This is a genomic window from Streptomyces sp. B21-083 (genome assembly GCF_036898825.1).
In the GTDB taxonomy this organism is placed as follows: domain Bacteria; phylum Actinomycetota; class Actinomycetes; order Streptomycetales; family Streptomycetaceae; genus Streptomyces.
In genome coordinates, this window is record NZ_JARUND010000001.1 from 4,315,947 (window position 1) to 4,329,402 (window position 13,456).

Consider the following 13,456-nt stretch of genomic DNA (forward strand, 5'->3'; position numbering starts at 1 on the left):
GACGGAGAACGCCCAGGTCGATGTAGACACAGGCGCCAAGGACACCCTCCGAGGGGCGGCCGTCAGCCACGCTTGCGCTCCCACGGGTCGTCATCGGCGCGCTCCTCACCCTCGCCCAGCTCGGCCACCTCCGCACGCATCTGCGCGTGGTCGACGCGCGGGAGCATGCGGTGTCGGGCGACCAACTGCTCGGCGCTCAGCCTGCGCCGACACGTCGCCGGGCGCAGTTCGGCGACCTCGATGCCGTTGCGGGTGATGTGGTACGTCTCACCTGCCTCGACCGCGTCCATGACGGCGGTGGAGTTGTTGAGGAAGTCGCGCTGAGTGATCGTCTTCACGTTCCGAATGTAGCCCTGAGTGTCTCGTTGCGCTGCGCCCTTGCCTAGCGACGAAGTCCCTCAAGCCAGGGCTCCCACCACAACGACCGGCCGCCGCCTCCGTATCACCAGCGCCATCAGCGCCGCCGCCGCGCACAGCGCCCCCGACGCGTACCAGACCACGTCGTACGAGCGGAAGACGTCCCGGGCCAGGCCGCCCAGGAAGGCGACGCTGGTGACTCGGTAGGCGGAATCTCAAGCGACGTTCAGTGGAGATCAGGAAGGAGCCGTCCCCGCGCCACGGGAAACCCGCACGCGGGGACGGCGGTACGTCCGCCGGTCACGGCCGCCTTGTGCACGCCGTCAGACCAGTCACGTCCTCATGACCGATCCTCGGACCACTGCCGGTGGCACAGGCAACGACAACGGGGCACGAGCAGCAACCCCGTGGCGTGCGGCAGCGGCACATCCCTGAGTTGACGGCAGAGCACGTGCATGTCCTCGTAGCCGGGCTCGCCGGCCACCGTGTATTCAACGGACAGTGCGGGATCGCTGGTTGCCGCCCTTCCCGACGCGCTCATGCGTTCGCCTCGACGAACAGCGGGCCGTAGCCCCCGCCGTCACCGTCCTCCTCGTCATCGTGATCCGATCGAGGCAGCCGAGCGCCCCGGCTGTCGGCGACGCGCAGCACATCTCCGAGTACCTGCGTGACCGCCCGCAGCGCGTTCCGGAACGCGTGCTCGCCTGCCTTGCGATCGTCGAGGACGGCTCTGGCACCCGCGAGGACCTCGGCTCCGTCCCGGAGTTGGTCCGCCTCGACCTCGTCCGCGAGTCGCGACAACAGGCCACGGGTACCGTCCGTCGACAGGAAACACGGCTTGCCCGCGTCCGTCTCCCAGGGCAACAGTCGTAGCCCCGCAGGTGGCGCGGGATCGACATCTCGGTCGTAACTCACACGCTCACCCCTCCCCGGCTGTCAGCGTCACGGGCATGATGAAAGCTCCCTTCCAAGGGAACCGGGGCGGTGCGTCTGCTTGGCGGTAGGGCACCGTCCCGGCATGGTCGGCCGAGTACTTCGACCTTTACTGGCTCAAGCCAGTTTGTTCACAACAGCCAGGCCCGTCAAGCTACTGGCTTAAGCCAGTTGTTATGCTGCGGGAATGACAGCCCCCGGCTCCAACCAACCGCCGAGCAGGCGCATCGCGGAGGAACTGCGAGCCGCCATCGAAGCCGGGCACCTCGCGCCCGGCGACAAGCTGCCCTCGGAACGCGCCCTCGCACAGCGGTACGGATCCGCACGGAACACGGCCCGTGAGGCGATCCGACTCCTCGCGGAAGAAGGCCTGGTGACAGCCCGCCACGGGAGCGGCGTTTTCGTGCGGGAGCCGCAGAGGCTGTTCCGCTTCGGAAGTGACCGCTACTCGCGGAGGAACCGCGAGACCGGCCTCACCCCATTCCGCCTCGAAGCCGAACGCCAAGGAAAGGAAGCCCGTATCGACGTAGTGGGCATCGCCCGGGAACGCCCTCCTCAGGACATCGCCGAACGCCTGAACGCCCCGGCCGACGAGGAGAGTGTGGTGCACCGGGAGAACCACTACTTCGCCGACGACGAACCCGTTCAGATCGTGTCCACCTACCTCCGGTGGGACGAAGCACAGGACACAGCACTGACGCAGCCCAGGACCGGCAAAGACGGGATCTACGGCCGTCTCGAAGAACTCGGCCACGTCATGACCCGCGTGCGGGACGAGATCACGGCGCGCATGCCGACTCCGGCCGAAGCGGCGGTTCTCGAACTGCTTCCCGGAGTCCCGGTCCTAGAAGTCCTGCATACCAGCCTGGACCAGGAGGGAGTGCCGTTCGAGGTGTCCCGCTATGTGCATCGCGCGGACCGAACCGGCCTGCTCTACGAATTGCCTGTCGAGTGAACGCCCCCGAACTCTCACAGTTGTCTCTTTCGCGGTCTCGCAAGAGGGACATCGACCTCTGGGCCCGCCAGGTGCCGTCGGAGACGCTGATCAGGAGCCTGGCCGCCGCCCGAACCAGCCCACAGCCAGTTCGATGCATCAGGACAGCAACTCGGCGTCCGTCTGATCCGACATCAACGCGTTGTGCCCTCTGCCCACTCCAAGATCTCTACGGCGCCCCGGCGGACAGCCGCGTCCGGGTCCTGAGCGAGCTGCCCGCACACTGCCGCGACATCCGGCCCGCTCTCGGGTCCCGCGAGCGCGTCAAGCACCCCGGTCTGCATCCAGTCGCCATGGCTGTCGTCGGCCCCGGCTGCCGCGAGAGCGATGAGCCTTATGGAGGCCACGGTCCCGACGCGAGCCAGGGCCTCTGCCGTCTGCCGGGTCACAGCCGTGTCCGCGACGTCCAACAGCAGACCCACCAACGCTTCCCCAGCCACAGGAACATCCGCGAACGACGCAAGATCACGCCCAGCACGGGCACGCTGCGACCACGAAGGGGGCAGAGCCCCGTCCAGGGCCACCTGCAACCCACTCATCACGTCCGACATGACCAGACAGTCTCACGCCCCACCGAGAACACCGAGCCCGGACCGAAGCCCCCTGCCCGCTGGGCGTAGGAACATAGAGGCACCCTCGTAGGAGGCAAGCATGGACATCGCCGTCATCCGTCTCTTCGAAGCGACAGATCTTCCCGGCGCGGCAACAGCCTTGATGGAGGTACACGCCACCGACGGATACCCGGTCGAAGGCGTGGCCCATCCTGAGGCATGGCTGCGGTCTGACGGTGTGCTGGCGTCCTGGGTCGCGGAGGCGGAGCAGAGGATCGTCGGCCACATCGCGGTGATGCGGCCGGACGACGTGGACGCGGTTTCCCTCTGGGCCGGGCAGAGCGGGGCCGACGAACAGCACATCGCGGTGCTGGCCCGCCTCTTCGTCGTCAGGGGCGCACGGAAACAGGCTCTGGGTGAACGGCTGGTCCGGACAGCCATGGACTACGGGCAGCGCCACAACCGCCGCCTGGTACTGGACGTCATGGTCAAGGACACAGCAGCCATCCGCCTCTACGAGCGCCTCGGCTGGCGCAGGACCGGCCGGGCCGCGCACCACTTCGGCGCAGGGCAGCACATCGAGGCGATCTGCTTCGTGGCTCCCGGCGCCTGACCCGGCGTTCTCGCCCGATCCAGCGCTTCTTTCGAACTAACGACCCGCCCGAGGACGGTACTCAGGCCGCCGCCACCCCCACCACCACAACGACCGGCCGCCGCCTCCGTATCACCAGCGCCATCAACGCCGGCGCCGCCGCGCACAGTACCCCCGACGCGTACTAGACCACGCCGTACGAGCCAATTGTGCCGCGCGACCAGCGGGACTTGTGGTAAATGTTTGGGGCGTTAGTCAGGTAAGAAGCAAGGGGGGCCATCACAGATGGATGTCACCGTCTACGTACGACTCAGCCTCGATCAGCACGGCGATGAACTGGGCGTGAAGCGTCAGGAGGAAGAGTGTCGGGCGTTCGCCGCAGCCCGTGGCTGGACCGTGCGAGAAGTGATCGCGGACAACGACGTCAGCGCCACCTCGGGCAAGGTCCGGCCGGGGTTCGAGCGGCTGTTGGCGTCCAAGCCGAAGGCGATCCTCTGCTGGCACACTGACCGGCTCCTGCGCAAGACGGAAGACCTGTTGCGAGTGATCGCCCTCGGGAGCAACGTCCACGCCATTCACGCCGGACACCTTGACCTCGCAACTCCGGCCGGTCGGGCCACGGCCAAGACGGTCACGGCGTGGGCGGAGTACGAGGGCGAGCAGAAGGCACTACGGCAGAAGGCGTCGAACCTTCAGGCGGCGAAGAACGGCAAACCGCACAAGGCGGGCTTGCGGACCTTCGGATACGCCGACGACTACGTGACCGTGGTCGAGGACGAGGCGGAAGCGATCCGCAAGGGCGCCGAGATGGTCCTTCAGGGCGAGACCCTGGCGGCTGTCGCCCGCTACTGGACCGGCCTCGGTCTGCTCGCTCCTCGCTCGACGTCCGGCACTGCGAAGGGCGAGGCGAAGGGGTGGGGCGTAGGCGGGGTGAAGAAGGTCCTCGTCTCCCCTCGGTACATCGCTCAGTCCACCTACCGGGGCGAGGTGATGGGCGTGGGCCGGTGGCCCGCGATTCTGGACGAGGCGACGCACTATGACATCGTGTCGGCGCTGACGAATCCCAAGCGGTTCACGGGTGGCGCACGTACTGGATCGGCCCCTCAGACGCTGCTCGCCGGACTGGCTACGTGTGAGCGGTGCGGGGAGTCCGTGCGGGGCGGCATGTATCGCGGGACCCCGGTCTACCGCTGCGGACAGAAGCACGTGCGGGTGCCTCGGGAGCTGGCCGACAAGCGAGCCAGTAACGCCGTCCTGGCGAGGCTCGTCTTCCCTGATTTCCTGCCCTGGGTCCTGGCCGCTCGACGGGAGCAGGGAGACGACTCGGCTCACCTTCTACAGGAAGCACAGACCCTGCGGGAACGGCTCGACGGGTTGGCTGTGGCTTACGCCTTGGGGTCGATCACACTGTCGCAGATGACTGCCGGTACCGAGGCGATCCGGGCCAGGCTGGACACGATCAATGAAGAGCTCTCCGGTGTCACTGGCCTCCCCCCGATCGATCCCGTGTCTGGCATCGCTGGCCTGATTCAGGACTGGCCGAACACTCCACTGCGCGTACGTCGAGCGTGGGTCAAGTTCGTCACCACGATCACGATGCACTCGAACGGCTTTAAGAAGGCGGCGAAGATGACTGTGGACGATTACATGTCCGTGGAGTGGAACCACACCGCCGACGAACCCGTCGCGTAGCCTGCCCGCTCGACTCGCGCCCCACTCTCACCCGAGCGCGAGGCTACGCCGTGCCACCACTGCCGTCAGGGCATCGCCTCCGTTGAACACCTCCGTGGGAGAAGTGGAGTTGAAGCAAGTGCGCATTGCTCGCCATGCAGAGCTCGCCGTACTGTGATCGGGTGGCAACCTTCAACCAGGCCAACCAAACCGTCGGCGTTCAGCACAACGCCGAGAACATGATCGTCGGAACGCCGACCTCGATGGCGGATCTTGCTGCTGGGCTGAACGCCCTCCTGGGGGCAAGCGCAGCGGATGGAGCCACCCCTGCCTCCCGAGGCGCAGGCTGAGCTGGAAGCCGCCCGTGATGCCGCAGTGTCTGGCGACACCGCAGAGACGGGAGGGCGGCTGCGACGGGTCCTTGAGATGGGCAGCCTGGCCACGGGCATCGGGAGCCAGGTCGCCGCCATGCTTGGGGCGCTTGGTGGGTGAAGCCAGATTCCACCAGCAGAATCAGTACGTAGGTCAGCAGTTCAACGCCGATCACCAGGAGTTTGCGGGCGCGAGGGTCAGCAACGACTACACCGTCGTGGGCAGTCTTATGACCGTCAACAACTACACCGACCCCGTGGGTGCAGAGCATTGCCGTACCGCCGTCGACGTGTACTTGATGCTGTGGCAACTTGTCGAGTTCGCAGTCAATTTTCGGAAGATCCCAGAGACAAACAAAAGTAAGGGAGATCAGAGCCGCGAGTTCCGGTCGCTGATGGACGAGTTGGAGGAGGTCGTCGGCAAGGTCGATCCATGCCTCCGTCGGCTGTACGCCGTAACAGGATCAGATGGCCCAGCATTGGAGATCGCCGAGAGGATCATCTGGATCCAGTGCATTGCCATGATGGTGGCAAATGCGCAGGCTACGGGCAGACCCATGGAGCCGAACGAGGTCCAGCATCTGGAAACCTGGCCTTCAAGTACGTCTTTGTGGCGCCACTTGCGGCCCCTTCACGACGAATTCCGGGCCCTGGCCATCAATCGTGGTCAATGAGGATACACTCACCACGGCCCGTGCCAGGAAGGCGAAGGGCGAGAGCGTGAGTTCCATCGCCAAGGCCATGGGAATCTCCCGTGCCACTCTGTACGGCCACCTCGTCGAGAGCGACTGAGACAGGCGCGCAGCCGCACGGTCAGGCCGCCAAGGCACGGACAAACATCGTGCCCACGGTCCCGCCCTCTGGCGGGTAGATAAGAGACACCCACACGTCAGAGAAGCCGTGCCCCGTCAGGATGCGCCCCCACTCATCACACTGCAGTGAGGGATCGGGGCGCTCCCCTGCAAGAAACAGCGGGAGCCGCCCGTTCGGGCACTCGGCCGCCTCCACGAACCGCTCCAGCTGCGGGACATGGCGGAGCAGGAGTCCATGTCGGTACGTACGTTCACACGCCGGTTCCGTGAGGAGGTCGGCGTCAGCCCCGGCCAGTGGCTCACCCAGCAGCGTGTGGAGCGGGCCCGACACCTGCTGGAGTCCACCGACCTGTCCGTCGACCAGGTGGCCCGTGACGCGGGGTTCGGCACGGCCCAGTCGATGCGGCAGCACCTGCAGTCTGCGCTCGGGGTCACACCGACCGCGTATCGCCGTACGTTCCGGGCGACGTCCCCCGTCCGCCAGTAACCGCGCTCAGAACGTCAGCACACCTCGCGCGACGCGCCCCGCCTCCGCGTCCCCGACCGCCTTCTCGAAGTCCTCGACCGGGTACGTCTCCGTCACCAACTCGTCGAGCAGCAGGCGCCCTTCGCGGTACAGGTCGGCGTACAGCGCGATGTCCCGCTGGGGGCGCGAGGACCCGTAACGGCAGCCGAGGATCGACTTGTCCAGGTACATCGACGAGACGAGGAAGGACGCCTCGGCGGTCGAGGGCGGTACGCCGAGCAGGATCGCCTGGCCGTGCCGGTCGAGCAGATCGACTGCCTGGCGGACGAGTTCGACCCTGCCGACGCACTCGAAGACATGGTCCGCGCCCGTCGGCAGCACCTCCCGCACGCCCTCCGTCGAGGTCAGGAAGTGGGTCGCGCCGAACCGCCGCGCCACCGCCTCCTTCGCCGGGTTCGCGTCCACGGCGACGATCCGCAGGGCGCCCGCGATCCGCGCGCCCTGGAGGACGTTGAGCCCGACCCCGCCCGTACCGATGACCACGACGCTGTCCCCGCGGTCGACGCGGGCCCGGTTGAGCACGGCGCCCACCCCGGTCAGCACCCCGCAGCCGATGAGCGCGGCGGACGGCATCGGGATGTCCTCGGGTATCCGCACCGCCTGAACGGCCTTCACCACCGTCCGCTCCGCGAAGGCCGAGTTGGACGCGAACTGGAACACCGGCCGCCCACCCCGCGAGAACGGCCGCCCGGGCCGCCCGATCGCCTGCCGGCACATGGTCGGCCGCCCCCGGTCGCACTCCGCGCACGCACCGCAGTTCGCGAGCGTCGACAGCGCCACATGGTCCCCGGACGCCACATGGGTGACACCGGCCCCGACCGCCTCCACCACGCCCGCGCCCTCGTGCCCGAGGACGACAGGAACGGGGAAGGGGATGGTCCCGTCCACCACGGAGAGATCGCTGTGGCACAACCCCGCCGCCCCGATCGCCACCAGCACCTCTCCGGGGCCCGGATCCCGCACCTCCAGATCATCGACGACCTGTATCTGCTTCCCGTCGAACAGCACACCGCGCATCAGGCGACCCCCTTGGGCTCTCGCGGCAGACCGAGCAGGCGCTCGGCGATGATCGTGCGCTGGATCTGGTCGGAGCCGCCGTAGATCGTGTCGGCCCGGGAGAACATGAACAGGTGCTGTGCGGCGTCGAGTTCGTACGGCGCCGAGGGCGTCCAGTCCGCCGGCCCGACTCCCGCCCCCGCGCCCCGCACCAGCACCGCCAGCTCTCCCAGCCGCTGGTGCCACCCGCCCCACAGCAGCTTGGCCACACTCGACGCGCCCGCGTCCGCCGAACTCCCCAGTGTGCGCAGGGCGTTCCAGCGCATCGCCCGCAACTCGGCCCACTGCCGGACGAGTCGCTCCCGTACGACGGGATCGGCCACCGCCCCACTGTCGACAGCGGCCTGCACCACCCGCCCCAACTCCCCGGCGAAGCCGATCTGTTGGGCGAGTGTGGAGACCCCCCGTTCGAACCCGAGGAGACTCATCGCCACGGTCCAGCCGGCGCCCTCACCTCCGACGAGATGCTCGGCGCGTGCGTGGGCCCCGTCGAAGAAGACCTCGTTGAAGTCGCTGGTCCCGGTCAGCTGCCGGATCGGCCGGACCTCGATCCGCCCCGGCTGATCCATGGGAACGAGCAGGAAACTGAGCCCGCGATGCCGGACCGACCCGGCTTCCGTACGGGCGAGCACGAAGCACCAGTCGGCCTCATGGGCCAGGGACGTCCAGATCTTCTGCCCGGTGATCCGATACGTCCCGTCGGCGGCCCGTTCCGCCTTCGTGCTCACCCCGGCGAGGTCCGACCCGGCGCCGGGCTCGCTGTAGCCCTGACACCAGAGTTCCTCCCCGGCGGCGATCGGAGGCAGAAACCGGCTGCGCTGCTCATCGGTACCGTGCGCGAGAAGCGTGGGAGCGAGCAGGTTCTCCCCGATGTGCCCGGACCGCGCCGGCGCCCCCGACCGCGCGTACTCCTCGGCCCAGACGACCTGTTGGGTAAGCCCGGCACTGCGATTCCCATAACCCGACTCCCCCCAGGACAGCCCGATCCACCCGGCCTTCCCGAGGATCCGCTCCCAACCACGCCGCTCAAGAGCCCCATCAACATGCGCACAAAGCCAAGCCCGAGCTTCCGCCCGGAACTCCTCATCCCCGACCCCGAACCCAAAGTCCACAGACCTCTCCTCTCCGACACGGACAGCGTGATCCGACCTAGGGGCGCGGGGAACTGCGCGACCAGCCACAACGCACCCGCACCCGCCAAACCACACGCACCCCCGAGCTACTGGGCGTTGGGCCGCGATCCATCCCGCGCCGCCGATTCCATCCGCTCCAACTGCGAAAGCATCGGCATCGGATCCACCCCCACCGACCCCGGCAGAAACTCCGCGATCCGTTCCGCCGTCCACCCGCCGGAGGCATACGCCGCGCGCAACTCCCTCGGCTGCGCCCACACCGCGATCTTCGGCCCGGCCACCGTGTAGACCTGCCCGGTGATCCGCTGCTCCTTCGCCCGGTCGGACAGCAGGTACACGACCAGGGCGGCCACATCCTCCGGCTCCCCGATCTCCGCCAGCTCCATGGGCACGTTCGCCGACATCCGCGTACGCGCGACCGGCGCCACCGCGTTGGCGGTGACCCCGTACTTGTGGAGCCCGAGCGCGGCGCTCCGGACGAGCGAGATGATCCCGCCCTTCGCCGCGCTGTAGTTGGCCTGTGACACCGATCCCTGGTGGTTTCCGCTGGTGAACCCGATCAGCGTCCCGGCGCGCTGCTTCCGCATCACCGCCGACGCGGCGCGGAACACCGTGAACGTGCCCTTGAGGTGGGTGGCGACGACCGGGTCCCACTCCTCCTCGGACATGTTGAACAGCATCCGCTCGCGCAGGATCCCGGCGACGCACACGACACCGTCCAGGCGTCCGTACGACGACAGCGCCACGTCCACGACCCGCTGACCGCCGGCCATGGTCGACACGTCGTCGGCGACCGCGACGGCGTCCCCGCCCGCCGCCGAGATCTCCTTGACGATGCCGTCGGCGATCTCGCTGGTCGGTGAGGCGCCGTCGATGGAGACTCCGTAGTCGTTGACGACGACCCGGGCCCCCTCGGCCGCCGCGCCCAGCGCCACCGCCCGGCCGATGCCCCGGCCGGCGCCCGTCACGGCGACCACCTTGCCTGCCAAGAAGTTCCCCATGTCCGGCCCCTTCCCGCGGTTTCTGACGGACCGTTAGATTTTATGACCCGTCAGATATCCGGAGGCAAGCCCCGGGAGGGACCGGACTCCAGGAAGGACCGGACTCATGTCATTGCCGGCCGAGTTCCACGCCATCGCCAAACGCGTGAACAACTGGGGGCGTTGGGGGGAGGACGACGAGATCGGCACCCTCAACCTCATCACCGACGCCGTCGTACGCGCAGCCGCCGCGACCGTCCGCACGGGCCGCCGCATCCCCCTCGCTCTTCCCCTCCAGCAGGACGGCGTCCAGACCGGCGCGATCCCGGGCCGGCTGAACCCCGTACACGCCATGGTCCAGATCAACCAGGAGCTGTTCGGGCCGCCGGGTGGCGGAACCGTCGCGACCAGCGACGACATCGTGACCCTGGGGCTCCAGTGCGCCACCCACTGGGACGCCCTCGCCCACGCCTCCCACTCCGGCAGGCTCTACAACGGGCGCCCGGCGGCCACCATCACGGCCCACTCCGGCGCCGAGTTCGCCGGCGTCGACAAGGCGCGGCATATCGTCTCGCGCGGGGTGCTGCTGGACGTGGCCCGCGCGCGGGGCGTCGACCGGCTCGACGGGGGACACGCGGTCACCCCGGAGGACCTGGACGCGGCGGAGGAACTGGCGGGCACGCGCGTGCGTGCCGGCGACATCGTGCTCGTACGGACCGGGCAGCTCCAGGTGTACCTGGCCGGCGACAAGCACGGGTACATGTATCCCTCGCCCGGGCTGTCGGTCCGTACGCCGGAGTGGTTCCACGCGCGGGATGTCGCGGCGGTCGCGAACGACACGATCACCTTTGAGATATTTCCGCCGGAGTCGGAGGATCTCTGGATGCCCGTACACGCGCTCGATTTGGTGGAGATGGGCATGCCGCAGGGCCAGAACTGGAATCTCGAAAAGTTGTCCACAGCCTGTGGACAAGAAACCCGGTACGAGTTCCTGCTCTCGGCGACCCCCGAACCGTTCACGGGCGCCACGGGCAGTCCCGTGGCGCCCGTCGCAATCCTCTGACCTCTACCGGCCGGTCGGCGGCGCGCCATTGCCCACCCCAAGTACGGCATCGCGCGCCGCCACCCGCCTTCGGCGTTCCCGCCCCACCCCCCCGGGCCCTGAAGGAGCCGACGCCGAATCACGATCCACACTCGCCGAGGGCCCCCGTCAGAACCCTCGCCGTCCCCTCACGGCGGATCGCGCTGCACACAAGCGTGTTCACCCGGTCACGTCACGTCAACACCCGTTCGGGGATTTATCGCTTACGTCCTTTTTGCGACAACCGCGCACGGGGGCACACCCCGGCGCACCGCACCACACCGGACCAGAAAAGCCGGACTTTTCTGCACCCGTGCCCCGCCGAGCGCCGCGCCGAGCACGGCACGACGGGGCACGACAGACAGCCCCGCGCCCGGCACCGGCAGGGCCGTCCCGGTCAGACGGCCTCGTACGCCGCCATGCCCCCGTACGCGGAAGCCGTGGCCGCGACTGAGGCCGCGACCGTGGCAGCGGCCGGGGTCGGGGCAGCGGCCGTGACGACGGCCGTGGCGACCCCCGGCGCGGCGACGGCGTTTCCGCCCCCGCACGGCACCGGAGCCGGACAGCGGTCCAGTTCGCACCAGATGCGCTTACCGACCCCCTCGGGGCTCCACCCCCAGCGGTCGGCGAGCCCGTCGACCAGCTCCAGCCCGCGCCCGTTGGTCTCGTCACGCTCGGCGTGCCGGGGTGCGGGCGGGCAGGCGCTCAGGTCGACGACCTCCAGCCGCACGATTCCGCCGGCCACGCCCTGGGAGCCGGTCCGCGTCCCGCACACGCCCTGGAACGTCAGCCGCAGCACCGCGGGACACCCGGTGTGCACCACCGCGTTGGTGACCAGTTCGGAGACGAGGAGGATCAGCGTCTCGGCCAGTGGCTCGTCGTCCGACACCCCGGACCCGGCAAGCCGCGACCGCACCCATCTCCGGGCCCGCCCCACCTCTGCGGGGTCGGGCCGGATCTCCAGCTGCACTTGAAGCACCTGCACCGCTCACACCATCCGAACCGGCGGACACATCGCCTCGCGCCGCACGAGGGCCACGATCGTAGCCATTTTCTGCATGCCCAGAACAACGGTTGGGCCGGCGGCCAGATCGGGGATCACAGAACGTGAGTCCCTTACGAGAAAGCATGGTTGACGTACAGTCACGCCAACAAGCGCTTCGGGCATATTCCAACGCGAAGGAGTACGCCTGCGGCATACTGTGCGACGCTCGCCGCGCGAAGTCGAACAGACGAGCTGGAGACGGCGACCCGCCGCGCGAGCGGCGCGCACCGCCGATTCCGGGGCCACCTCAGGGGCGACACCGGGATGGCTCGACCTCGGAACCACTCGCATGTCACAGAAGGTACCGGAGGGAACACGCGACTCCGGGCCGTGACGAGTCCCGCGAAGGACACAACCCGGTATCGACGCTGAGTGATCTCACAACAGGTCGGTCACGGTTCGATCGCGCCACGATCGGCGACATCAATCCGGCCAACGCCGGTCCGACCGCCGGTCACAGCGCCTCGGACAGTAACGCGGCGGCGAGCAACTCCTCACACTCCGTCACCGCACCTGGTCGCCGGGCCCGTACCCAGGCCCGCTTCAGATACAGCTGGACGTCCGACTCCCAGGTGAAGCCCATCCCGCCGTGTACCTGAAGGCAGTCGCGGGCGCCGCGCACCGCGGCCTCGTCGGCGAGCAGCCGGGCCGCCGCGATGTCCGCCGGATCGACGGTGACGGCAGCCGCGTACACCGCCGCCCGCGCCACCTCCACGCGCACCAGCATCCCGGCACACAGGTGCTGCACCGCCTGAAAGGCCCCGATCGGCCGCCCGAACTGCTCACGGGTCCGCGCGTGTTGCACGGCCAGCTCACCCACCCGGGCGGCGGTGCCGAGCTGCTCGGCGGCGGTGAGAAGAGACGTCAGGAGTACGTCCGCACGGTCGCCGGCGTCCGGCTCCCCGGCTCTGTGCAGGGGCGTCAGCGGATCCACCGAGCGCATCCGCAGCGCGCCGGCCGCGTCGCCTCGAACGACGTCGGCCGCCTCCAGCCACTCCACCACCCCGCCACCGTCCACGCCGGTCACCACCGCCTCTCCCGTCGCCGCCCCCGGGACCTCCCCCGCCGCGAGATGCGTGGCGATCAGCGGCCCGGGCAGCAGTACGCGCCCCGCCTCCTCGAACGCCAACACCGCCTCGGGCAGCCCGAGTCCGACCCCGCCCGCCTCCTCCGGCAGCCTCAGCGAGAAGAACCCGGCGTCCCCCAGCTCACGCCACAGCCCCCGGTCCAGCTCGGGTCCGTCGGCGACGTCCATGGTCGCCCGCAGCCGCTCGCGTCCGAACCGCGCCGCCAGCAGCCCTCGTACACCTGCCCGCAACGCCCGCTGGTCCTCGGTGAGTTGGAAGCGCATGGG

The 13,456-nt window shown here is 68.8% G+C and carries 15 protein-coding genes and 2 pseudogenes; 8 read left to right on the forward strand and 9 right to left on the reverse strand.

Features of this window, described 5'->3' with window-relative positions; translation table 11 throughout:
* Positions 1–62 precede the first annotated feature (62 nt).
* The 3 genes and pseudogenes from QA861_RS19225 to QA861_RS19235 form a co-directional block, all read right to left on the reverse strand.
* Positions 63–338: a type II toxin-antitoxin system Phd/YefM family antitoxin gene (locus tag QA861_RS19225; protein ID WP_334589561.1), complete on the reverse strand. Its 276-nt coding sequence runs from the start codon at positions 336–338 to the stop codon at positions 63–65.
* Between the two features lie 60 nt (positions 339–398).
* A pseudogene (locus QA861_RS19230) lies at positions 399–548 on the reverse strand (MFS transporter); the annotation flags it as partial.
* Between the two features lie 346 nt (positions 549–894).
* Positions 895–1,272: a hypothetical protein gene (locus QA861_RS19235; RefSeq protein WP_334589562.1), complete on the reverse strand. Its 378-nt coding sequence runs from the start codon at positions 1,270–1,272 to the stop codon at positions 895–897.
* A gap of 205 nt (positions 1,273–1,477) precedes the next feature.
* Between QA861_RS19235 and QA861_RS19240 the strand changes: the two genes are divergently transcribed.
* Positions 1,478–2,245 (forward strand): GntR family transcriptional regulator, encoded by a 768-nt coding sequence (locus QA861_RS19240; protein WP_334589563.1) that lies wholly within the window; start codon positions 1,478–1,480, stop codon positions 2,243–2,245.
* 173 nt (positions 2,246–2,418) lie between these two features.
* On the opposite strand, the gene QA861_RS19245 is transcribed toward QA861_RS19240, so the two are convergent.
* On the reverse strand, positions 2,419–2,706 hold the full coding sequence (locus tag QA861_RS19245) for a hypothetical protein (protein ID WP_334589564.1): 288 nt from the start codon (positions 2,704–2,706) through the stop codon (positions 2,419–2,421).
* Positions 2,707–2,935: 229 nt separating this feature from the next.
* Here QA861_RS19245 and QA861_RS19250 point away from each other — a divergent pair, with 229 nt between their 5' ends.
* The 6 genes and pseudogenes from QA861_RS19250 to QA861_RS19275 form a co-directional block, all read left to right on the forward strand.
* Positions 2,936–3,448, forward strand: coding sequence for a GNAT family N-acetyltransferase (locus QA861_RS19250; RefSeq protein ID WP_334589565.1), 513 nt, complete (start codon positions 2,936–2,938; stop codon positions 3,446–3,448).
* A gap of 264 nt (positions 3,449–3,712) precedes the next feature.
* Positions 3,713–5,119 (forward strand): recombinase family protein, encoded by a 1,407-nt coding sequence (locus QA861_RS19255; RefSeq protein WP_334589566.1) that lies wholly within the window; start codon positions 3,713–3,715, stop codon positions 5,117–5,119.
* A 161-nt stretch (positions 5,120–5,280) separates the two neighbouring features.
* Entirely contained in the window at positions 5,281–5,448 is a 168-nt protein-coding gene (locus QA861_RS19260) for a hypothetical protein (RefSeq protein ID WP_334589567.1), read from the forward strand.
* 134 nt (positions 5,449–5,582) lie between these two features.
* Positions 5,583–6,143 (forward strand): hypothetical protein, encoded by a 561-nt coding sequence (locus tag QA861_RS19265; RefSeq protein WP_334589568.1) that lies wholly within the window; start codon positions 5,583–5,585, stop codon positions 6,141–6,143.
* Complete coding sequence (locus QA861_RS19270; protein ID WP_334589569.1) at positions 6,133–6,261, forward strand: helix-turn-helix domain-containing protein; 129 nt, start codon at positions 6,133–6,135, stop codon at positions 6,259–6,261. Before QA861_RS19265 ends, QA861_RS19270 begins: the two co-directional genes overlap by 11 nt.
* A gap of 198 nt (positions 6,262–6,459) precedes the next feature.
* Positions 6,460–6,768, forward strand: a pseudogene (locus tag QA861_RS19275) (helix-turn-helix domain-containing protein); the annotation flags it as partial.
* Between the two features lie 6 nt (positions 6,769–6,774).
* Here the strand turns inward: QA861_RS19275 and QA861_RS19280 are convergent.
* The 3 genes from QA861_RS19280 to QA861_RS19290 all read right to left on the reverse strand — a co-directional run bounded on the left by QA861_RS19280 (position 6,775) and on the right by QA861_RS19290 (position 9,997).
* Positions 6,775–7,824, reverse strand: a complete 1,050-nt coding sequence (locus QA861_RS19280; protein ID WP_334589570.1) for a Zn-dependent alcohol dehydrogenase — start codon at positions 7,822–7,824, stop codon at positions 6,775–6,777.
* Positions 7,824–8,975 carry an acyl-CoA dehydrogenase family protein gene (locus QA861_RS19285; RefSeq protein ID WP_334589571.1) on the reverse strand — a complete coding sequence of 384 codons (1,152 nt, stop codon included), beginning with the start codon at positions 8,973–8,975 and terminating at the stop codon, positions 7,824–7,826. Before QA861_RS19285 ends, QA861_RS19280 begins: the two co-directional genes overlap by 1 nt.
* A 107-nt stretch (positions 8,976–9,082) precedes the next feature.
* On the reverse strand, positions 9,083–9,997 hold the full coding sequence (locus tag QA861_RS19290) for an SDR family NAD(P)-dependent oxidoreductase (RefSeq protein ID WP_334589572.1): 915 nt from the start codon (positions 9,995–9,997) through the stop codon (positions 9,083–9,085).
* A 106-nt stretch (positions 9,998–10,103) separates the two neighbouring features.
* Between QA861_RS19290 and QA861_RS19295 the strand changes: the two genes are divergently transcribed.
* Positions 10,104–11,039, forward strand: a complete 936-nt coding sequence (locus tag QA861_RS19295; RefSeq protein WP_334589573.1) for a cyclase family protein — start codon at positions 10,104–10,106, stop codon at positions 11,037–11,039.
* A gap of 415 nt (positions 11,040–11,454) precedes the next feature.
* Here QA861_RS19295 and QA861_RS19300 read toward each other — a convergent pair whose 3' ends face one another.
* Together QA861_RS19300 and QA861_RS19305 are read right to left on the reverse strand one after the other, a co-directional pair.
* Positions 11,455–12,042, reverse strand: a complete 588-nt coding sequence (locus QA861_RS19300) for an ATP-binding protein (protein ID WP_334589574.1) — start codon at positions 12,040–12,042, stop codon at positions 11,455–11,457.
* 514 nt (positions 12,043–12,556) lie between these two features.
* A complete protein-coding gene (locus QA861_RS19305) occupies positions 12,557–13,453 on the reverse strand; it encodes an acyl-CoA dehydrogenase family protein (RefSeq protein ID WP_334589575.1) in 897 nt (298 codons plus the stop codon).
* Positions 13,454–13,456 lie beyond the last annotated feature (3 nt).